Here is a 19,554-nt window from a genome sequence, read left to right as displayed (position 1 = left end):
CAAACGATGCCCCGGCCCGAACTACTCGAACAGATCTATACCATTGTCGATCAGATACCGGCGGGGCGGGTCACGACCTACGGGCGGATTGCGGCAATGACCGAAGGGGCGACCCCACGCATGGTGGGGTCTGCCATGCGCCACTTGCCGGACGGTCACCAGTTGCCCTGGCACCGGGTCATTGCCGCATCGTTGAAACTGGCCGACCACGGCGGCGCGGCCCGCCAGCATCAAAAACTACGCGATGAAGGCGTCGCGTTTGATGCCAAGGGGCGCGTCCCTGCGCACCTTGTCTGGCCTGATTGATCAGGCAGTCGCCCGGATCGGAACAGCCCTCCGCGGGGGCGCTGTGAGCCCATCCCTGGGCGCTACATTCGCCATCCGTGGGCGAATAACCCCCGCTTCGAGCTGATTCCGATCCTACGGAGTGCTTGAAGCTTAAGCTGACTTCAAATCAGTCATCGAGATTGGCGCCTGACTTCCAGGACCAGTCGCGCCAGCGAAGGTCGAAGAGATCCTTGCGGCGGTCTTTCAGGTTGGTCACCGAGCCTTCGGCGCGCACCACGGTCAGGCGAGTCAGGTCCAGGTCCGAGAAGAAGATCATCTCGGTATTGGGCGTGGTTTCCGCCAGCACCGCGTCGTGGGGGAAGGCAAAGTCGGACGGCGAGAACACCGCCGACTGTGCGTACTGGATGTCCAGGTTCTCGATCGACGGCAGGTTGCCGACGCTGCCGCACAGCACCACGTAGCACTCGTTTTCGATGGCGCGCGCCTGGGCGCAATGGCGCACCCGCAGGTAGCCGTTCTTGGTGTCGGTCCAGAAAGGCACAAACAGAATGTCCATGTCCTGATCAGCCAGCAGGCGGCCCAGTTCAGGGAACTCCACGTCGTAGCAGATCAGAATGCCTACACGGCCTGCGTCGGTATCGAACACCTGCAGATCGTCACCGCCTTCGATGACCCAGTCGCGTCGCTCTTGGGGCGTGATATGCAGTTTCGACTGCTTCTCGATGCTGCCATCGCGGTGAAGCAGGTAGGTGATGTTATACAGCCGGTCATCCTCGCCGGCCTCGATCATCGAGCCGCCGATAATATTGATGTTGTAGGACACCGCCATCCGCGACAGCTCGGCGACAAAACGCTCGGTAAAGCCCGCCAGAAAGCGAATCGCGCCCATCTGGTCCTGCTGGGCTTCACGGTCCTGCAGCCCCATCAGCGGCGCGTTGAACAGCTCGGGGAAGACAGCAAAGTCACTTTGGTAATCCGACAGCGCGTCCACAAAGTACTCGATCTGCTGTAATGCGGCTTCCACGGAAGAGAACTCGCGCATCTGCCATTGCACTGCCCCCACACGCACTTGTGTCGGACGGGTGTCCAGCACGCTTTCCGCGGGCTCGAAGAGAATATTGTTCCACTCAAGCAGCGTGGCGTAGCCCCGGGACTGCTCGTCTTCCGGCAGGTATTTGCGCAGCAGGCGCTTGACCTGGAAGTCGTTAGCCAACTGGAACGACAGAATCGGGTCGTAAATCTCTTTACGCGATACTTTGTCGATGTACTGGGCCGGGGACAACTCATCGGAATGCTGGTGGTATTCGGGAATTCGCCCACCCGCCAGAATGGCACGCAGGTTATGCGAACGGCACAGTTCCTTGCGCGCCTCGTAAAGGCGGCGGCCCAGGCGGTAGCCGCGATAGTCGGGATGAATCAGCACATCCAGGCCGTACATGGCATCGCCATCCTGATCATTGCGGATGATTTCACGATGGCCGATCAGGTCGTCGTACTTGTGCGGGTTGGAAAACTCGTCGTAATCCACCTGAACGGTCAGCGCCACGCCAACCAGGATTCCGTCGTCCTCGATAGCGATCTGGCCATCAGGAAACTCCTGGATCAGTTTATCGATCGTAAGCTTCGGCCAGGCACCCCCGATATCGTGATACACCGCATCCATCAATGACTTCAGCTGTTCATAGTCATCGCTTGTCAGGTTGCGGAGATTAAGGTGCAGTTCTTCTAGGGACATGCATTACCCTTTGTGTGAAAACCATCGTGTCATGATAACACTCTCGATCGATGAGCTGTGACAATGGCTCTACCTTTGTCGCTCGGCGCCAACAAAAAACCCCGGCTAGACGCCGGGGCTTTTACAAGGTGACAAGAGTGGGTGATCAATCTTCGGGGTCGTTTGCCGAGTCGACACCGTTGTCTTCAGCGACTTCACCGTCTTCCAACTGTCCCTCAGGCTCTGTCGTACCGTCATCCGGGTCGTTGGCACTCTCTGTGATATTCTCATCTTCTACTACGGCGTCATCAGACATCATTGCATCTGGTTCGGACTGACCGTCAGAAGGATCATTGGCGGAATCGACGCTTGCTTCCGCTTCGTTCATTTCATGATCTTTCATGTCTTCATGATGTTCGGCGAATGCCATTCCTGACATCAAGCCAAATGTACCTACCAGCGCGACTGTCCTAATTACGTTTTTCATGGCAAATCCTTATGATCTGGTTGAGTGCTTTATCATCCAAAGATGTTTTTTCAATGAATGTACGTACAAGTTTAGTAGGGATATTTTTTTTTACAAGTATGAATTTCATTAGCTGCGTTTACGTATGGCAGCACCTTCTCTCTTAAAGCCTTGGGCCAAGGGCTGGGTCAACGTTTGCGCCATGATGACGCCCGCCAGTATCAGCAGGCCACCGATAAAGTGGAAGCCCGCCACCTGCTCGCCCAGAAACGCCATGGCGATGAGGGCGCTGAAAAGTGGCATCAGGTTGATGAAAATACTCGCCTGGCTGGCGCCTATTTGGCGGACGGCACGCATCCATAAAAAGGTGGTGATGATCGATGCGGGAATACCCGCGTAGAGGATGAGTCCAATGTTTTGGCTATCCACCGGCGTCATTGGCCCCATCAAGTAAGGTGGCAGCAGTAACAGCACGGCAAAGCACACCTGGGCGTAAAGCATGACCCAGGGTGGCAACTTCATCGACCAGCGCTTGAGCATGACGCCGTAAAGCGCATAGCAGGTGGCTGCTACCACCATCAGTGCGTCACCATAGACGACCTCCAGCTGTAGCAGCGAAAGCGGGTTGCCGCGACCCAGCAGGACGGTCACGCCGATAAACGCCAGGATCCCGCCTGCCACACCTCCACGGGTCGGCGGCTCGCGTAGAATCAATGCGCTCAACAGCACGGTCAGCAGTGGCACCATTGCCGCCAGTATGCCCATGTTGGTGGCGCTGGTGGTTTCCGCGGCGACATAGGCCAAGCCTTGCCAAAGGCCCATGCCCAGAAGCCCCAACAAAGCCAGTTTTGGCCAGTGGCGGCGGATTTCCTCACGGTGGCGTATGGCAGCGGGCAGCACAAAAGGCGTCATCACCACCAGTGCCAGCAGCCAGCGCAAAAACGCGATGCTGCTCGGTGCAATGGCGCCCACGGTGAGCTGGTTGATGGTCATGTTGCCCGACCAGATCAGCACAGTGGTCAGCGGCGCTAAAAAATACATCAATGGCATAGCACATTCCCTTAAAACAGTCCCTTATCGTTAGCCGGGTAATGTGACGCCCTTTTGCTGAGTGGGCAAGGCCCTTTCACCTGAGCCTATCACCAGAACCTGTCATCAGAGCCTACCATCAGGCCTTGCCAGCAAGACTTGTTATCAGGGCTTGTTATCAGGACCGGGGCTGTACGTGACGGGCAGGATGTCATACGCTTGTTTGAATAATCATCAAATAACCCTCTGGAGAACCGTGATGACTCGTGCGCCTGCCTATCCGCATCTTTTCCGTCCGATCAGACTGGGGCATTTAACGCTGCCAAATCGGGTATTGATGGGCTCCATGCACACCAACCTGGAAGAAGCGCCCAATGGCTTTGAGCGCTTGGCCGCGTTTTACGCCGAGCGTGCGCGTGCCGGGGTTGGCCTGATCGTGACCGGGGGCATTGCCCCCAATGCCGAGGGCGCGGTATTTCAGGGGGCGAATGCGCTGACCGAAACATCGCAGTTGGCGGAGCACCGTCATGTCGTCGACGCCGTTCATGCGGAGGGAGGGCATCTCTGCATGCAGATTCTGCATGCCGGCCGCTATGCGTACTCCCCTGAACTGGTCGCGCCATCGGCGATCCAGGCCCCGATCAATCCCTTTACACCGCGCGCGCTGACCAGCGATGAGGTCGAGCAGCAAATTGCCGACTACGTGCGCTGTGCCAATCTCGCCCAGCAGGCGGGCTACGATGGCGTTGAGGTGATGGGCTCCGAGGGCTATCTGATCAATCAGTTTATCTGCCAGCGCACCAATCAGCGCGACGACGAATGGGGCGGTGACTTTGAGCGGCGGATCCGCTTTCCCATCGAAATCGTCAAACGCATCCGCGCCGCCGTGGGTGAGCGGTGCCTGGTGATTTTCCGCCTGTCGATGATTGACCTGGTGGAGGAGGGCAGCTCCTGGGAAGAAGTCGTTGCCCTGGGAAAAGCCATTGAAGCTGCCGGTGCCGACGTGATCAATACCGGCATTGGCTGGCACGAGGCCCGGGTGCCGACCATTGTCACCAGCGTTCCCCGGGCGGCGTTCAGCGAAGTGACCAGGCGAATGAAGGGGGCGCTTTCGATTCCGCTGATCACTACCAATCGCATCAACATGCCGGAGGTGGCAGAGCGGGTGCTCGCCGAAGGGCATGCGGACATGGTTTCGATGGCGCGGCCGTTTCTTGCCGACCCGGAATGGGTACGCAAGGCCGAAGCGGGGCTGGCCGACGAGATCAACACCTGTATCGCCTGCAATCAGGCCTGTCTGGATCACACCTTTGCGGGCAAGCTGACCTCCTGCCTGGTGAATCCTCGCGCCTGCCATGAAACCGAACTGACGCTTGAGCCTGCCCGCACGGCGAAGCGGGTCGCGGTGGTCGGCGGCGGCCCGGCGGGCCTGGCGACAGCCGTGGAGGCGGCTCGCCGCGGCCATGCCGTCGTGCTGTTTGAACGTCGTGGCGAGCTCGGCGGGCAGTTCAATTACGCCCGCAAGATCCCCGGCAAAGAGGAGTTCAACGAAACGCTGCGTTACTACCGCGTGATGCTGGAAAAGCATGCCGTGGAGGTTCGCTTGAACACCGACGCCACGGTCGACGCGTTAACGGACTTCGATGACGTGGTGATTGCCACCGGCGTCATGCCCCGTGAACTGACGCTGCCCGGTGCCGACCATCCCAAGGTGCTGAGCTATGCTGAAGCGATTGAACGCCCTGAGCGCGTTGGCTCAACCGTCGCGGTGATTGGGGCGGGCGGTATCGGCTTTGATGTGTCCGAGCTGTTGGCGCATCAGGCGCATCCGACGCTCGATCTGGCTGCATGGTGTGACGAATGGGGGGTGGATCTGGCGATGGACGCAAGGGGGGGCTTGAAAGCACCCGCGCCGCCCGCGTCGCCAAGAGAGATCGTCATGCTCCAGCGTAAAACTTCCAAGCCGGGCAAATACCTGGGCAAGACCACCGGTTGGGTGCATCGCGCGTCGCTTAAACAGCGCGGCGTCAAAACCCTCACCGGCTGTGAGTACCTCAAGATCGACGACGACGGTCTACACATCCGCCAAGAAGGGCAGAACCAGGTGCTCGACGTTGCTTCCATCGTGGTCTGTGCTGGCCAGGAGTCGGTGCGCGATTTGATCGTGCCGCTGGAGCAGTCGGGGCACCGCGTGCACGTGATCGGCGGCGCCGATGAAGCCGCCGAGCTCGATGCCAAACGCGCCATTGATCAGGGCACCCGCCTGGCGGCTTCCTTATAACGTTGAAATGGCGATAGACTGTTTACCCCACCCGTTAGCCAACCTGGCGGGTGATGACGATGCAGGTGGCACCCAGCCTGCGTCGTTTGACTGTCAGATAAAGGTCTATCCACAAGGACTCGCCACAAGGACTATCGCCATGACCTCGGAGTGTACCCCACGATTTTTGGCCAGTGATAATACCTCCGGTATTTGCCCGGAAGCCATGGAGTATCTGCTGGAAGCCAATCAAGCCGATGATCTAGCCTACGGCAACGACCGCTGGACAGCCCGCGCCGCCGATCGTTTTCGCGACATGTTCGACTTCGACTGTGACGTCTTTTTTGTCTTCAACGGTACCGCTGCCAATTCACTGGCCCTCTCCGCGATGGGGCGTAGCTACCACAGTGTGATCTGCCACGAGCTGGCCCACATTGAAACCGACGAATGCGGTGGCCCCGAGTTCTTTTCCAACGGTGCCAAGCTGCTGACGTCGCCGGGTGCCAACGGCAAGTTGACCCCGGAAGGCATTGAAGCGCTGGTCACCAAGCGCAGCGATATTCACTACCCAAAACCCAAGGTCATTTCGCTGACCCAGGCCACTGAAGTCGGCACGGTCTATTCCCGGGAGGAGCTTCTGGCCATTCGCGCCATGGCGGATAAGTACGACCTGCGCCTGCATATGGACGGCGCCCGCTTTGCCAACGCCTGCGCCAGTCTGGACGCCACCCCGGCCGAGCTGACCTGGCAGGTGGGTGTCGATGCGCTGTGTTTCTCGGGTACCAAAAACGGCTTAGCGTTCGGTGAGGCGATTCTGTTCTTCAACCGGGAGCTGGCCGAAGATTTCTCCTACCGCTGCAAACAGGCAGGCCAACTGGCGTCCAAAATGCGTTTTGTCTCCGCGCCCTGGCTGGGATTGCTGGAAAGCGGTGCCTGGTTGACCAATGCCCAGCACGCCAATGCCATGGCGCGCTACCTGTCTGACGGCCTGCAGGCGTTGCCCGGCGTGTCGCTGATGTTTCCGACGCAGGCCAACAGCGTCTTCGTTGAATTGCCGCCCCGTGCCATCGAAGCGTTGAAAGCCAGAGACTGGACCTTCTATACCTTCATTGGCGCCGGCGGAGCACGGTTTGTCTGCGCCTGGAACACCACCGTTGAATTACTCGACCAGTTGCTGAACGATATCCAGGAAGTGCTTGAATAGACCCATACCCGTTAACGGATTCCCTGGCGCCGCCGTTCTGGCGGCGCTGTGCGTTGGGCCTGTCAACGCAACTAATCTTCCCCTCTTATGCTCATAATATTAACGCCGCAGCGTTGAAGTTTGAGTCATCACATTTTGCTAATGCTGACTATGCTGATAAGCGACACCTCGTTCGGCATATCGCACCGATGTTGATTGGCTGGCGACTGCCTGGGGATGGGCTACAGGAGAGTTCCATGAGCATCTTTGATCACGTTCAAGACCGTTTTGCCCGCGTTCAGCAAGAAGACATGAGCCTTGAGGAGTACCTGGCGCTTTGTCGCCGCGACTCCAAGGCCTACGCCAGCGCGGCCGAGCGCCTGCTGGAAGCCATTGGTGAGCCTGAGGTCATCGACACCGCCAAGGACTCGCGTCTCTCGCGCATTTTTTCCAATAAAGTCATTCGGCGCTATCCCGCGTTCGCCGAGTTCCACGGTATGGAAGAAGCCATCGAACAGATCGTGGCTTACTTTCGACATGCGGCCCAGGGGCTTGAAGAGCGTAAACAGATTCTCTACCTGCTGGGGCCGGTGGGCGGGGGTAAATCGTCGCTGGCGGAGCGCCTCAAACTGTTGATGGAACGGATTCCTTTTTATGCCATTAAAGGCTCGCCGGTGTACGAATCACCGCTTGGCCTGTTTTCGCCGGAAGAAGACGGCGAGCTGCTCGAAAAAGAGTACGGCATTCCTCAACGCTACCTTAAAAGCGTGATGTCGCCCTGGGCGGCCAAGCGTTTGAAAGAATATGGTGGCGATATTTCCCAGTTCCGGGTCGTGCGATTATACCCGTCACGGCTTAACCAGATCGCCATCTCCAAAACCGAACCCGGTGATGAGAACAACCAGGATATTTCGTCCCTGGTCGGCAAGGTCGACATTCGCCAGCTGGAGCTTTATTCCCAGGATGATCCGGATGCCTACAGCTTTTCCGGTGGCCTGTGCCGTGCCAACCAGGGGTTGATGGAATTCGTCGAGATGTTCAAGGCACCCATCAAGGTGCTGCACCCGCTGCTGACCGCTACCCAGGAAGGCAACTACAACCCCACCGAGGGCATGGGCGCGATCCCCTTCGACGGTGTGATCCTGGCCCACTCCAACGAATCCGAGTGGCAGGCATTCCGCAATAACCGCAACAACGAGGCGTTTCTTGACCGGGTGTATATCGTCAAGGTGCCTTACTGCCTGCGGGTAACCGAAGAAATCAAGATTTACCAGAAACTGCTCGAAGACTCGTCGCTTAACGCCGCGCCCTGCGCGCCTGATACGCTACGCATGCTGGCGCAATTCTCGGTGCTTTCGCGGTTGAAAGTGCCCGAAAACTCAAGCATCTACTCGAAGATGCGCGTCTACGATGGCGAAAATCTCAAGGATACCGACCCGCGAGCCAAGTCGATTCAGGAATATCGCGACGCCGCCGGGGTGGATGAAGGTATGCAGGGGCTATCAACCCGCTTTGCCTTCAAGATTCTCTCCAAGGTGTTCAACTTTGATGGCACGGAAACGGCGGCCAACCCCGTGCATTTGCTTTACGTGCTGGAACAGGCACTCGAGCGCGAACAGCTGCCGTCGGAAGTATTCGAACGCTACATCGGCTTTATCAAGGAGTTTCTGGCCCCGCGCTACGTCGAGTTTATCGGCAAGGAAATCCAGACCGCTTACCTGGAGTCCTACAGCGAGTACGGGCAGAATATTTTTGACCGCTATGTCACCTATGCAGACTTCTGGATTCAGGATCAGGAATACCGCGACCCTGATACCGGTGAGCTGTTCGACCGTCAGGCGCTCAACGAAGACCTGGAAAAAATCGAGAAACCGGCGGGTATCTCCAATCCCAAGGACTTCCGCCATGAAGTGGTCAATTTCGTGCTGCGTGCCCGCGCGCAAAATAACGGCATGAACCCCAGCTGGCAGTCTTATGAAAAGCTCAAAGGCGTGATCGAACACAAGATGTTCGCCAACACCGAAGAACTGCTGCCGGTGATCTCCTTCAATGCCAAGGCGTCGAAGTCGGATCAGAAAAAGCACGAAGACTTTGTCGCGCGAATGGTGGATCGTGGCTACACCGAAAAACAGGTGCGGCTACTCTCCGAGTGGTACCTGCGCGTACGCAAGTCCCAGTAGCGGATGCGCTTAAAAAGGAGGTCATATGACCTACTTCATCGATCGCAGGCCCAATGCCAAGCACAAGAGTGCGGTCAATCGGCAACGCTTTCTGGAGCGCTATCGCAAGCATATCAAGCGTTCCGTGGAAGAAGCCGTCAACCGCCGCTCGATCACCGACATGGAGCGGGGCGAGAAGGTATCGATCCCCACCAAGGATATCTCCGAGCCGGTGTTTCAGCACGGACCGGGCGGGGCGCGTGAAATCGTCTCGCCTGGCAACAAGGAGTTTCTGGCGGGCGATAAAATCCATCGTCCGCCCGGACAGGGCGGCGGCAGCGGCTCCGGTGAAGGCAACGCTTCCAATCAGGGGGAAGGCACCGATGAATTTGCCTTCACCCTGAGTCGTGAAGAGTTTCTGGAATTTGTCTTTGATGGGCTGGAACTGCCTCACCTTCAACGAAAGCCGCTCAAGTCGCTGCAGGAAATCAAGATGGTGCGCGCAGGCCTGGCGAGGGACGGGGTGCCTTCGCGCATCAGTATTACCCGCTCGATGCGTGAAGCCTATGCCCGGCGTATCGCCATGCGCGCGCCTATCAAGCGCGCCCTGCGAGAAGCTCAGCAGGCACTCGAGGCCGAGGAGCGTAAAGACCCGGTGCTGCGTAACCCCGCTCGCATCACTGAACTGAAAGCCGAGATCGAGCGCCTGGAAAAACGCATCGAAGCGGTGCCGTTCATCGACACCTACGATCTGCGCTATCACCAGCTGGCCGCTCAGCCACAGCCCTCAAGCCAGGCGGTGATGTTCTGTGTCATGGATGTTTCGGGTTCGATGACCCAGAACCACAAGGACATCGCCAAGCGGTTTTTCCTGCTGCTGTATCTGTTTCTGGAAAAACACTATGAGAAAGTCGAGCTTGTGTTTGTCCGCCACCACACCGCCGCCCGGGAAGTCAGCGAAGAGGAGTTCTTCTACTCGAGGGAAACCGGCGGCACCATCGTGTCCAGTGCGCTTACTCTGGTCAAGAAGATCATCGACAAGCGGTACCCGGCAGAGCAGTGGAATCTGTATGTCGCACAGGCCTCCGACGGCGACAACTGGGATGATGATTCAAACGTGTGCCGCGACTTGCTGGTCAAGCAGCTGATGCCGCAGCTCCAGTACTATGCCTATGTGGAAATCACCCCCCACGACCATCAGTCGCTCTGGCAGGAATATGAGGCCGTAGCCGCTCGTTTTCCCGAACAATTTGCCATGCGCCAGATAGTCGAGGCTGGGGATATTTACCCCGTCTTCCGTGAACTGTTCAAGCGTCGCTTGAGTCAGCAGCACTGACTGACCGTTGAGGAGTGAGCCATGAATGCCACCCGCAAGCCGATTGCGACCGGTTCTGACTGGAACTTCAACGTGCTCGAGCGTTTTGACGCCGAGCTTGCCCGGCTCGCCGACGAATACCGGCTGGATACCTATCCCAACCAGATTGAAGTGATCACCACCGAGCAGATGATGGATGCCTATGCCAGCGTCGGCATGCCGGTAGGCTATCACCACTGGTCGTTCGGCAAGCAGTTTCTGGCCGTCGAACAGGCCTACAAGCGCGGCCAGATGGGGCTTGCCTATGAGCTGGTCATCAACTCCAACCCCTGCATCGCCTACCTGATGGAAGAAAATACCCTGATGATGCAGGTGCTGGTCATGGCGCATGCCTGCTACGGGCATAACTCCTTCTTCAAGGGCAACTACCTGTTTCGCACCTGGACCGATGCGGAGTCCATCGTCGATTATCTGGTGTTTGCCCGTCAGTACATCGCCCGGTGCGAGGAGCGCCATGGTGTTCAGGCGGTCGAGCAGTTGTTGGATGCCTGCCATGCGCTGCAAAACTATGGAGTGGACCGTTACAAGCGCCCGTCGCCGATTTCGGCGGAAGAAGAAGCCAAGCGTCAGGACGAACGCGAGGCCTACCTGCAAACCCAGGTGAACCTGCTGTGGCGCACGATCCCCGACAGTCCGGAAGGCGTCGAGCCGCTGCCCGGCAGTTTATCGCCTGAAGAAGACGACCCGCTTGGGCTGCATAGCGGCGGCCGTTATCCCTCCGAACCCCAGGAGAACCTGCTCTACTTTGTCGAGAAGAACGCGCCACTGCTGGCCCCATGGCAGCGCGAAATCGTGCGTATTGTGCGTAAACTGGCGCAGTATTTTTATCCCCAGCGGCAAACCCAGGTAATGAACGAAGGCTGGGCGTGCTTCTGGCACTATACCTTGATGAATCGCCTTTACGACGATGGCAATGTCGATGAAGGGGTGATGCTCGAGTTTTTACAGTCCCATGCGGCGGTGATCAACCAGCCCGGGTTTGATAGCCCTTACTACAGCGGCATCAACCCCTATGCCCTGGGCTTCGCCATTTTTATGGATATCAAGCGCATCTGCGAAGCGCCCACTGACGAGGATCGTCGGTGGTTTCCGGATATGGCGGGCTCGCCCTGGCGCGAAACGGTTGAATTTGCGATGCGTAACTTCAAGGATGAATCATTTATCCAGCAGTTTTTGTCGCCCAAGGTGATGCGCGATCACAAGCTGTTTCTGGTGGTCGACGATGATCAGGAGGAAATGCTGGAGGTGGCGGCCATTCACAACGAACAGGGCTACCGGCGAGTGCGTGATGCGCTGGCCACGCAATATGCACTATCGGTGCGCGAGCCCAATATTCAGGTCGTGGAAGCGGCCATTCGAGGTGACCGTTCACTCACACTGCACCATGTGCAAGACAGCCGTCGCCCGTTGGCACGCAGCGTATATCCGGTGATTCGGCATTTGCAGAAGCTATGGGGGTTCCCCGTCCACTTGATCTCCATGGAAGAGGGGCGCGTCACGCGTCGTTACCGCTGGCCGGTGGAAGAAAGCGCTCAAAGCGAAGAGTGACGTCAAGCCAACATGACTGGATGGCAGAGGCGCATGGCGTCTCTGCCATTTTGGTTGTTAGCCCTGTGCAACCCAGGACTGGCACCAGCCCCCTGGCTCAACGCTGTTTTCCGGGAAAAGTTGGCAGCCCTGATTATCGGCGGAGTAGAACATGCAGTTGTCGCACCGCTGGCCATCTTCGTAGGCCGGGTGATCGCTGGCATCCGCTGCATCCTCCACGTAGCTCAATGCCTGGGCATTGCTTGCCGAAGGGTCCAGGCGTGGCAATGTTTGTGCAAAGGCGGTTTTGGAAAGGATACCCGCGCCCAGCGGCAGGGCAGCAAGGCTGAGTATGCTGGATCGCATGAAGGCACGTCGGCTTTGGTTAGCCATGGTTGCTCCTAGTCGTCATTGACTGACGTATTGTCACGGTGTCTGTTATTGACAGTGCTTTTTTTATAAAGCGCTGAATATAATCAGCGCCTATCTGGATGCTAGCGGAACTCGTCGTGGAGTGCGAATCACCTGAACAAGGCAGCGACAATCGGTCACGCTGAGAGAACGACTATTTCTAGCACCACTACGCCCACTGCCAGGGCCCTGTTATACTCGTCCCCTATCAGACCATATCCAACACCCACAGTTCATGAGGGCGCGATGCAAAACGCAGTCATCCTAATCAATACCGAGAAAGGTCAGGTCAAGGCCGTCGCTGAGCGCCTGGCGGACGTCGACGGTATCAGCGAAGTGTATTCGACCTGCGGTCGCTACGATCTGGTGGCTATCGCACGGACTCGCGACTTCGAGAGCCTGGCTGACCTGGTCACCGAACGACTCAATGCCGTAGAAGGCATCAGCGACACGGAAACGCTCAACGCCATGCAGGTACACTCGCGTCACGATCTGGAAACCATGTTTTCACTGGGTTGGTAACGCGCCCTGTTTGATCAGGGGCTGAATCTAGCGGGTCAGGGGAGTTGTGGGATTGGGTAAGTTACGCTTGGGTTGGCGTCGGCAGGCCAGACGAATAGGGATTCTCGTGCTGTTTGTGGTGCTGGGCGGCGTGCTCTGGCAATACCAGGAGCGCCAGCATCAAGATATGTACACTTGGCAGGGCGTACCAACCTGGGAGGCGCTGAGTCTGACTTCATTCCACCGGGTGCTGCGCAACGACGGATACCTGGTCGGCTGGTCGGACGTTCGCGTCAACCCGCTCTGGGTCAGTTATCAGGTCGCCGCCGTGGACGATACGCGTATAGGATCGCGCCCGGACTTCCGTCCCGACTGGCGGACATTATGGCCGGTGGGTACTGACAGCTATTCCGGCAGCGGCTACGACCGCGGCCATCTGGCTCCCAACTATGCCATTGCCGCCGTTCACGGCCGTAGCGCACAGCTCGACACCTTCTACATGAGCAACATGACCCCCCAACGGCCCAATCTGAACCGCCGATTATGGCAGCGTTTGGAAGAAGCGGTCATGGATCATTTCGCGCCGCGTTTTGATCGCTTGCAAATCATTACCGGCCCCGTCTTTCCTGACAATTTAATGGATAATGTCTTCAATCGTGTGGGCCTGGTCGAAGTGCCCGAGGCGTTCTACAAGATCATTGTGGCGCCCCACGATGAAGCACCGCTGGCGCTTGCCTTCATCATGCCCCAGGACGTGCGCGGCAACGAGCCGTTGGACGACTACCTGGTCAGCATCGATGACATCGAAGCGCGTACCGGCCTGGATTTTTTCCATGAGCTGAATGATAACGTCGAGAGTGTTCTGGAAAGCGAAATCCGTACCGACGGCTGGGCACTGGAAGAAGTGGCGAAAAAGCCGGGGCGTTATCAATAATAAGGGGTAATTTCGGCGTTCAAATGATGCGAGGGCTATTAAATGGTGCCCAGGAGAGGACTTGAACCTCCACGACCATACGGTCACTAGCACCTGAAGCTAGCGCGTCTACCAATTCCGCCACCTGGGCGCATCATATTGTCACTTGCGGGCTGTGTTCGATTGGTGCCCAGGAGAGGACTTGAACCTCCACGACCATACGGTCACTAGCACCTGAAGCTAGCGCGTCTACCAATTCCGCCACCTGGGCGCATCATATTGTCACTTGCGGGCTGTGTTCGATTGGTGCCCAGGAGAGGACTTGAACCTCCACGACCATACGGTCACTAGCACCTGAAGCTAGCGCGTCTACCAATTCCGCCACCTGGGCGAACACAACGTTTCAACACCAATCAGCCTTGTGGAAAGGGGATAACACAAGTTTGATTGGTGCCCAGAAGAGGACTTGAACCTCCACGACCATACGGTCACTAGCACCTGAAGCTAGCGCGTCTACCAATTCCGCCATCTGGGCAAGTGGCGCGTATGATACCCGTGTATTGGCTAAATGCAAGCATTAGACAGGGGTTTTTGACGTCTAAATACGAGAATCGTTGCCAAGGTGGTTGGGTGATGGGCGTCACAGCGCTATAATGCGCCTATGACCAAACAAAATATGAAATTTTTCAGCCGAGTGAACGCTGAAAGCCCTCATCCGCGGCATGCAATGCACGCGCTTTTTTTACGCCTCCCGCCAACGCAAGCAAGGATGTTGATCGCATGAAGTACTGGACATTGAATGATGATCCGCACGCCGAGCGCGAGGCGCATAAGTACGATAATCCCGCGCCGAGCCGTGAGTATCTACTGGCGGCGCTGGAACAGCACGGTAAACCGGTTACCCACGAAGACATGAGCCAACTGCTGGGGCTGGAAGACGAAGACCACCATGAGGCAGTGCGCCGTCGGCTGGCTGCCATGGAACGCGACGGCCAGGTGCTGCGTGACCGTCGAGGGGCCTATGCGCTGATCAACAAGCTCGACCTTATCAAGGGTAAGGTGCTTGGCCATCGTGACGGCTTCGGTTTTCTATTGCGCGACGACGGCAAGAAGCCGGACCTGGTATTGCCGCCGCGCCAGATGCGTCGTGTGTTCCACGGTGACCATGTACTGGTGAGAATCAGTGGCCGTGACCGCCGTGGTCGCGACGAAGCCACCATTGCCGATGTCATCTCCCGTAATACGCAGACCATTGTGGGTGTTTACCGCAGCAATACCCCGGAATTCGGCATATTGATTCCCGAAAATCCGCGCATTACCCAGGAAGTGATTATCCCCCACAGCGCCTGCAGCGGTGCTAAAGACGGACAGGTCATTTCAGCCAAGATCGTCAAGCAGCCTGAAACCCGGGTACAGCCAGTGGGCGAGGTGATTGAAGTACTCGGCGAGCGCATGGACCCGGGGATGGAAATCGATATCGCCATTCGCAGCTATGAGATTCCTGCCGAATTTCCGCCGGAAGTGCTGGATCAGACAAGTGGGATATCGGCAGAGGTGCTTGAAGACGATAAGCAGAACCGGGTCGACCTGCGTGACACGCCACTGGTCACCATCGATGATGAATCTGCCAAGGATTTCGACGATGCGGTCTGCGCCTGGAAGACCAAGTCGGGCAGTTGGAAGCTGCTGGTGGCTATCGCAGACGTTTCGCACTATGTTCGCCCCGGCGCGCCGCTTGACGACGAAGCTCGCAAACGGGGCAACTCGGTTTACTTCCCGGGTCAGGTGGTTCCCATGCTGCCTGAGCTGCTTTCCAATGGTCTGTGCTCGCTAAATCCGCACGTTGATCGTCTGGTGATGGTTTGCGAGATGAATATCTCGAAAACCGGCGCCATCAGCCGCTACCGTTTTTACGAAGCGGTGATGAACTCGCATGCACGCCTTACCTATAACAAGGTGGCCGCGATACTGGACAAGGAAAGCGAAGAAGGCAAGGCGCTACGCGATGAGTACTCGAAACTCGTCAAACCGCTGGAAAACCTACATGAGCTCTACCAGCTGCTGCGCGAAGCCCGTGAAGAACGCGGCGCGATTGACTTTGATACCACTGAAACGGCGATCATCTTCAACGACGAGCGCAAGATCGAGAAAATCGTCCCGCGCAGCCGTAACGATGCGCACAAGATGATCGAAGAGTGCATGCTGGCGGCCAACGTCGCCACGGCACGCTTCCTGGATAAGCACGACCTGCCCGCGCTGTACCGTATTCACGAACGGCCGACGCCGGAAAGGCTCGATAAACTACGCCTCTTCTTGAACGAGCTGGGGCTCTCCCTGGGCGGTGGCGATACGCCAACGCCACAGGACTACCAGGCGTTGCGTGAGACGATTACCGGCCGTTCCGACTTCGATATCATCCAGACGGTCATGCTGCGCTCGATGAATCAGGCGGTGTATTCACCGCAGAACGAAGGGCACTTCGGCTTGGCCTATCAGGCCTATGCGCACTTTACTTCGCCGATTCGCCGCTATCCCGACCTGCTGGTCCATCGGGCGATTCGGTCGGTGATTCGCGGGCCGCGCCAGACCAATACCGTGCTGCGGGTCGAAGGCGCCCCGGTCGAGCCGCCGAGCAAGTGGTGCCCATACACCTTCGAGCAGATGCTCGAGCTGGGTGAACACTGCTCCATGACCGAGCGCCGCGCCGACGACGCCACCCGCGACGTGGAAAGCTGGCTCAAGTGCGAGTTCATGTCCGACAAGCTGGGCGAAACTTTCGACGGCACCATTGCCTCGGTCACCCAGTTCGGCCTGTTCGTCCGCCTCGACGCGTTCTATGTGGAAGGCCTGGTGCACGTCACCTCGCTGCCATCGGACTACTATCACTACGAAGCGGAAAAACACCGTCTGAAAGGCGAGCGCACCGGCACGACCTATCGCCTGGGCGATGGTTTGAGCGTTCAGGTGGCCCGCGTGGACATGGATGACCGTAAAATCGATTTTGCTCTGGCCGACGAGAAGCCGCGCCCGCGCCGCCAGCCGCGTAAAAAGCCGTCCACCGAAGGGGGCAAAGCGACTGGCAAGGGCGACAATGAAAAGTCGGGCAAGGATAAGCCTGGCAAGGATAAACCCGATACGCGTCGTGGACCTCGACGCACGCGCAAAGGCCCGCGCAAGCCATCACCGAACAAGGGTTGAGCATGAAATCGCCAGCCTCACAGAAGCGCCCGAACACGCCGAATGGCCTCGACCAGGTGTACGGCGTTCACGCCTTGCAGAGCCTGCTCGAGCGCGGTGAAGCGCCGAGGGAAATCTGGGTACAGCAAGGCGCTGGCAACCGGCTAAGTGAACTGCTGAGTCAGGCGGGCGGCCAGGGGGCTCGTATTATCGAGCACCCTCGAACGGTGCTGGACCAGCTGACCCAGGGGGCTTCGCATCAAGGCGTGGTGGCCTTTTGTCCGCCGCTGACACCCGAAAGTGAAGAATCACTGTGGCTCAAGCTGCACGCATGGCCGTCGAGCGCGCCGCCTTTGCTACTGGTGCTGGATGGTGTGACCGATGTTCACAACTTCGGTGCTTGTCTGCGCAGTGCTGATGCTGCCGGGGCGCACGGCGTGATCGTTGCGAAAGACAAGGCTGCACCCTTGAACGCGACCGTGCGTAAAGTGGCCTGCGGCGCCGCCGAGGTCGTGCCGGTTTATCAGGTCACCAACCTGGCCCGGACGATGGCGAAGCTCAAGGATTCAGGTGTGTGGATTACCGGCACCGCCGGTGAAGCCGACGCCAGCGTTTACGACATCGACATGTCGGGCCCGACTGCACTGGTCATGGGGGCAGAAGGCAAGGGCATGCGCCGTTTGACCCGTGAGGCGTGCGATAACCTTGCCAAGCTGCCCATGGCCGGCCAGGTGTCGAGTCTGAATGTGTCCGTTGCCGCCGGTATCTGTTTATTTGAAGCGGTACGCCAGCGTCAGCTTGCAAGTTAACCCGCTCACCACTAAAATGCATGCGCCCGTTTGTCTGGCAAACGGGCGCTCGTTCTTATGAACGTTTGCTACGTACGGTTATTAAATCGTTGTTCTGCTTGATGCCAATGCCATTGATTCATCAATGGACGTGGCACTTCAGTTAACTCCTTGCTTCTATGTCGCGTTGCCTAGTGCTTGCGCATAAGAAGCTGCCAAACCGCAAGGAGATCCCATGCGTCATTACGAAATCGTGTTTATGGTCCACCCGGATCAAAGCGAGCAGGTCCCCGCCATGGTCGAGCGCTACACCAGCCTCGTTACCGAAAGCGGCGGCACTGTGCATCGCCTTGAAGATTGGGGCCGTCGTCACCTGGCTTACCCGATCAACAAGATCCACAAAGCCCATTACGTGCTGATGAACGTTGAATGCACCGGTGAGACGCTCGACGAAATCGAGAATATCTTCCGCTTCAACGATGCCATCATTCGCAGCCTGGTTGTGCGCTGTAAAGAAGCCGTGACCGAAGCATCGCCGATGATGAAGCCGGCAGAAGAGAAGCGTCCGCGTCGCGAAGAAAAACCGCGCGCTGAAGCTGAAGAATCTGAATCCGAATCTGCCTGATAGCATTCACTCCACGTAACCTAAGGAGCTTATTCCATGGCACGTTTTTTCCGTCGCCGTAAGTTTTGCCGCTTCACTGCCGAAGGCGTCAAGCAGATCGACTATAAAGATCTCGACACGCTGAAGGCTTACGTCACCGAAACCGGTAAAATTGTTCCAAGCCGCATTACCGGCACCAAGGCCCGCTACCAGCGTCAGCTGGCAACGGCTATCAAGCGTTCGCGCTACCTGGCGCTGCTGCCCTATTCCGACAGCCACCAGTAAGCGCTTAACGTGATGCTAGCACTGGCGCGATGGCTAATGCGTGGTACGCCCTACGCCGCAGGCGGGGCAGCGTTGGCCACCTTCGTGCCCTGGCTGTTTTGGCTGGGTGCTGCTATCAGCGCACTGGTAACGCTTCGCCGCGGTTTCGCGCAAGCCTTGCCTGTCACCATCGCGGCGGCACTGCCAGCCGGGATGTGGTGGGTGCAGGGCGATGTGATACCGCTGGCCAGTATCTTGCTGGTGACGTTGATGGCCGTTGTTCTGCGCGAGCGGATGCGCTGGAGTGAAGCCCTTATTCTCGGCGCGATTGCCGCCGCCGTGATGGTTCAATTGGGGATCTTCAGCCCGCCGGCGGGTACCGAGCAAATGCTCGAGCAGTTACGCCAAAGCTCGCAGGAAGTTGATCGGATGCTCAACGAGTTTGCCGATCAGGGCTATGATACCCAGCAGCTAGCCGGGCTCGTCGTCGGTGGTGTCACCGGGTTTGTGGTGTTGCTTGCCGCGATTGCCTGTCTGGCACTGGCGCGTAGCTGGCAAGCAGGGCTTTATAACCCGGGTGGTTTCCGTGAAGAGTTTCATGGGCTGCGTTTAGCACCCAAGGAACTGATCGTGCTGATTGCCTTGAGCGTTATCAGCATGGTGCTGGGCATCTCCGCGTTGGCGATGCTGGCCTGGATACCGCTGCTAGTGGCTGGCATTGCATTAGTGCATGGTATTGTTGGATTAAAGGGGATGAACGGGCTGTGGCTGGTAGCGTTCTATGTGCTGCTGATCACGACCTGGCCCACGATTCTCATTGTGCTGCTGTTGGGGCTGATAGATACATTCGCGAACATTCGCGCACGCCTTGCCCGCAGCAATTGACTAGAGGTTT

Annotated in this window: 17 protein-coding genes and 4 tRNA genes; 13 read left to right on the top strand and 8 right to left on the bottom strand. The window is 57.8% G+C overall.

Features of this window, described 5'->3' with window-relative positions; all coding sequences use genetic code 11:
* Nucleotides 1–6 precede the first annotated feature (6 nt).
* A complete protein-coding gene (locus R3F64_RS16910) occupies nt 7–306 on the top strand; it encodes an MGMT family protein (RefSeq protein WP_085919828.1) in 300 nt (99 codons plus the stop codon).
* A 148-nt stretch (nt 307–454) separates the two neighbouring features.
* On the opposite strand, the gene R3F64_RS16905 is transcribed toward R3F64_RS16910, so the two are convergent.
* The 3 genes from R3F64_RS16905 to R3F64_RS16895 form a co-directional block, all read right to left on the bottom strand.
* Complete coding sequence (locus tag R3F64_RS16905) at nt 455–2,023, bottom strand: bifunctional GNAT family N-acetyltransferase/carbon-nitrogen hydrolase family protein (protein WP_085919827.1); 1,569 nt, start codon at nt 2,021–2,023, stop codon at nt 455–457.
* A gap of 145 nt (nt 2,024–2,168) precedes the next feature.
* Nucleotides 2,169–2,489: a hypothetical protein gene (locus R3F64_RS16900; RefSeq protein ID WP_199284894.1), complete on the bottom strand. Its 321-nt coding sequence runs from the start codon at nt 2,487–2,489 to the stop codon at nt 2,169–2,171.
* A 108-nt stretch (nt 2,490–2,597) separates the two neighbouring features.
* On the bottom strand, nt 2,598–3,518 hold the full coding sequence (locus tag R3F64_RS16895) for a DMT family transporter (RefSeq protein ID WP_085919825.1): 921 nt from the start codon (nt 3,516–3,518) through the stop codon (nt 2,598–2,600).
* A 238-nt stretch (nt 3,519–3,756) separates the two neighbouring features.
* On the opposite strand from R3F64_RS16895, the gene R3F64_RS16890 reads away from it, so the two are divergent.
* The 5 genes from R3F64_RS16890 to R3F64_RS16870 all read left to right on the top strand — a co-directional run bounded on the left by R3F64_RS16890 (nt 3,757) and on the right by R3F64_RS16870 (nt 12,022).
* On the top strand, nt 3,757–5,778 hold the full coding sequence (locus R3F64_RS16890; protein ID WP_199284895.1) for an NADPH-dependent 2,4-dienoyl-CoA reductase: 2,022 nt from the start codon (nt 3,757–3,759) through the stop codon (nt 5,776–5,778).
* Nucleotides 5,779–5,917: 139 nt separating this feature from the next.
* On the top strand, nt 5,918–6,961 hold the full coding sequence (locus R3F64_RS16885; protein ID WP_085919823.1) for a threonine aldolase family protein: 1,044 nt from the start codon (nt 5,918–5,920) through the stop codon (nt 6,959–6,961).
* A 236-nt stretch (nt 6,962–7,197) separates the two neighbouring features.
* Nucleotides 7,198–9,120 carry a PrkA family serine protein kinase gene (locus R3F64_RS16880; RefSeq protein WP_085919822.1) on the top strand — a complete coding sequence of 641 codons (1,923 nt, stop codon included), beginning with the start codon at nt 7,198–7,200 and terminating at the stop codon, nt 9,118–9,120.
* A 25-nt stretch (nt 9,121–9,145) separates the two neighbouring features.
* The gene (locus R3F64_RS16875; RefSeq protein WP_085919821.1) at nt 9,146–10,435 is read left to right on the top strand and encodes a YeaH/YhbH family protein; all 1,290 of its coding nucleotides are present in this window, start codon (nt 9,146–9,148) and stop codon (nt 10,433–10,435) included.
* Nucleotides 10,436–10,456: 21 nt separating this feature from the next.
* A complete protein-coding gene (locus R3F64_RS16870) occupies nt 10,457–12,022 on the top strand; it encodes a SpoVR family protein (RefSeq protein WP_085919820.1) in 1,566 nt (521 codons plus the stop codon).
* Nucleotides 12,023–12,079: 57 nt separating this feature from the next.
* On the opposite strand, the gene R3F64_RS16865 is transcribed toward R3F64_RS16870, so the two are convergent.
* The gene (locus tag R3F64_RS16865; RefSeq protein ID WP_085919819.1) at nt 12,080–12,394 is read right to left on the bottom strand and encodes a high-potential iron-sulfur protein; all 315 of its coding nucleotides are present in this window, start codon (nt 12,392–12,394) and stop codon (nt 12,080–12,082) included.
* A 264-nt stretch (nt 12,395–12,658) separates the two neighbouring features.
* Here R3F64_RS16865 and R3F64_RS16860 point away from each other — a divergent pair, with 264 nt between their 5' ends.
* Both R3F64_RS16860 and R3F64_RS16855 read left to right on the top strand, forming a co-directional pair.
* Nucleotides 12,659–12,934, top strand: a complete 276-nt coding sequence (locus tag R3F64_RS16860; protein WP_027338179.1) for an Lrp/AsnC family transcriptional regulator — start codon at nt 12,659–12,661, stop codon at nt 12,932–12,934.
* Between the two features lie 67 nt (nt 12,935–13,001).
* Nucleotides 13,002–13,847, top strand: a complete 846-nt coding sequence (locus tag R3F64_RS16855; RefSeq protein ID WP_199285413.1) for a DNA/RNA non-specific endonuclease — start codon at nt 13,002–13,004, stop codon at nt 13,845–13,847.
* A gap of 43 nt (nt 13,848–13,890) precedes the next feature.
* Here R3F64_RS16855 and R3F64_RS16850 read toward each other — a convergent pair.
* The 4 genes from R3F64_RS16850 to R3F64_RS16835 all read right to left on the bottom strand — a co-directional run bounded on the left by R3F64_RS16850 (nt 13,891) and on the right by R3F64_RS16835 (nt 14,361).
* A tRNA-Leu gene (locus tag R3F64_RS16850) sits at nt 13,891–13,977 on the bottom strand.
* A 33-nt stretch (nt 13,978–14,010) separates the two neighbouring features.
* A tRNA-Leu gene (locus R3F64_RS16845) sits at nt 14,011–14,097 on the bottom strand.
* Between the two features lie 33 nt (nt 14,098–14,130).
* Nucleotides 14,131–14,217 (bottom strand) — tRNA-Leu (locus tag R3F64_RS16840).
* A 57-nt stretch (nt 14,218–14,274) separates the two neighbouring features.
* Nucleotides 14,275–14,361, bottom strand: a tRNA-Leu gene (locus R3F64_RS16835).
* 245 nt (nt 14,362–14,606) lie between these two features.
* Here R3F64_RS16835 and rnr point away from each other — a divergent pair.
* The 5 genes from rnr (at nt 14,607) to R3F64_RS16810 (ending at nt 19,544) form a co-directional block, all read left to right on the top strand.
* Complete coding sequence (gene rnr / locus R3F64_RS16830; protein ID WP_199284896.1) at nt 14,607–17,024, top strand: ribonuclease R; 2,418 nt, start codon at nt 14,607–14,609, stop codon at nt 17,022–17,024.
* 2 nt (nt 17,025–17,026) lie between these two features.
* Complete coding sequence (gene rlmB, locus R3F64_RS16825; RefSeq protein ID WP_199284897.1) at nt 17,027–17,812, top strand: 23S rRNA (guanosine(2251)-2'-O)-methyltransferase RlmB; 786 nt, start codon at nt 17,027–17,029, stop codon at nt 17,810–17,812.
* Nucleotides 17,813–18,026: 214 nt separating this feature from the next.
* Entirely contained in the window at nt 18,027–18,416 is a 390-nt protein-coding gene (gene rpsF / locus R3F64_RS16820) for a 30S ribosomal protein S6 (protein ID WP_066321716.1), read from the top strand.
* A gap of 36 nt (nt 18,417–18,452) precedes the next feature.
* Nucleotides 18,453–18,680: a 30S ribosomal protein S18 gene (rpsR, locus tag R3F64_RS16815; RefSeq protein WP_085919816.1), complete on the top strand. Its 228-nt coding sequence runs from the start codon at nt 18,453–18,455 to the stop codon at nt 18,678–18,680.
* 12 nt (nt 18,681–18,692) lie between these two features.
* Nucleotides 18,693–19,544: a hypothetical protein gene (locus tag R3F64_RS16810; protein ID WP_085919815.1), complete on the top strand. Its 852-nt coding sequence runs from the start codon at nt 18,693–18,695 to the stop codon at nt 19,542–19,544.
* Nucleotides 19,545–19,554: the final 10 nt, after the last annotated feature.

The sequence above is a fragment of the Halomonas sp. 5021 genome (assembly GCF_036663435.1).
In the GTDB taxonomy this organism is placed as follows: domain Bacteria; phylum Pseudomonadota; class Gammaproteobacteria; order Pseudomonadales; family Halomonadaceae; genus Vreelandella; species Vreelandella janggokensis.
This window is presented reverse-complemented; position numbering and strand designations above follow the sequence as displayed.

Excerpts from the sequence above, each read along its gene's own strand:
- R3F64_RS16860 (WP_027338179.1), top strand. The coding sequence starts at position 12,659 with ATGCAAAACGCAGTCATCCTAATCAATACCGAGAAAGGTCAGGTCAAG.
- rnr (WP_199284896.1), top strand. The coding sequence starts at position 14,607 with ATGAAGTACTGGACATTGAATGATGATCCGCACGCCGAGCGCGAGGCG.
- R3F64_RS16905 (WP_085919827.1), bottom strand. The coding sequence starts at position 2,023 with ATGTCCCTAGAAGAACTGCACCTTAATCTCCGCAACCTGACAAGCGAT.
- R3F64_RS16810 (WP_085919815.1), top strand. The coding sequence starts at position 18,693 with ATGCTAGCACTGGCGCGATGGCTAATGCGTGGTACGCCCTACGCCGCA.
- R3F64_RS16890 (WP_199284895.1), top strand. The coding sequence starts at position 3,757 with ATGACTCGTGCGCCTGCCTATCCGCATCTTTTCCGTCCGATCAGACTG.
- rpsR (WP_085919816.1), top strand. The coding sequence starts at position 18,453 with ATGGCACGTTTTTTCCGTCGCCGTAAGTTTTGCCGCTTCACTGCCGAA.
- R3F64_RS16870 (WP_085919820.1), top strand. The coding sequence starts at position 10,457 with ATGAATGCCACCCGCAAGCCGATTGCGACCGGTTCTGACTGGAACTTC.
- R3F64_RS16865 (WP_085919819.1), bottom strand. The coding sequence starts at position 12,394 with ATGGCTAACCAAAGCCGACGTGCCTTCATGCGATCCAGCATACTCAGC.
- R3F64_RS16910 (WP_085919828.1), top strand. The coding sequence starts at position 7 with ATGCCCCGGCCCGAACTACTCGAACAGATCTATACCATTGTCGATCAG.
- R3F64_RS16875 (WP_085919821.1), top strand. The coding sequence starts at position 9,146 with ATGACCTACTTCATCGATCGCAGGCCCAATGCCAAGCACAAGAGTGCG.
- R3F64_RS16900 (WP_199284894.1), bottom strand. The coding sequence starts at position 2,489 with ATGAAAAACGTAATTAGGACAGTCGCGCTGGTAGGTACATTTGGCTTG.
- R3F64_RS16895 (WP_085919825.1), bottom strand. The coding sequence starts at position 3,518 with ATGCCATTGATGTATTTTTTAGCGCCGCTGACCACTGTGCTGATCTGG.
- R3F64_RS16885 (WP_085919823.1), top strand. The coding sequence starts at position 5,918 with ATGACCTCGGAGTGTACCCCACGATTTTTGGCCAGTGATAATACCTCC.
- R3F64_RS16880 (WP_085919822.1), top strand. The coding sequence starts at position 7,198 with ATGAGCATCTTTGATCACGTTCAAGACCGTTTTGCCCGCGTTCAGCAA.
- rpsF (WP_066321716.1), top strand. The coding sequence starts at position 18,027 with ATGCGTCATTACGAAATCGTGTTTATGGTCCACCCGGATCAAAGCGAG.
- rlmB (WP_199284897.1), top strand. The coding sequence starts at position 17,027 with ATGAAATCGCCAGCCTCACAGAAGCGCCCGAACACGCCGAATGGCCTC.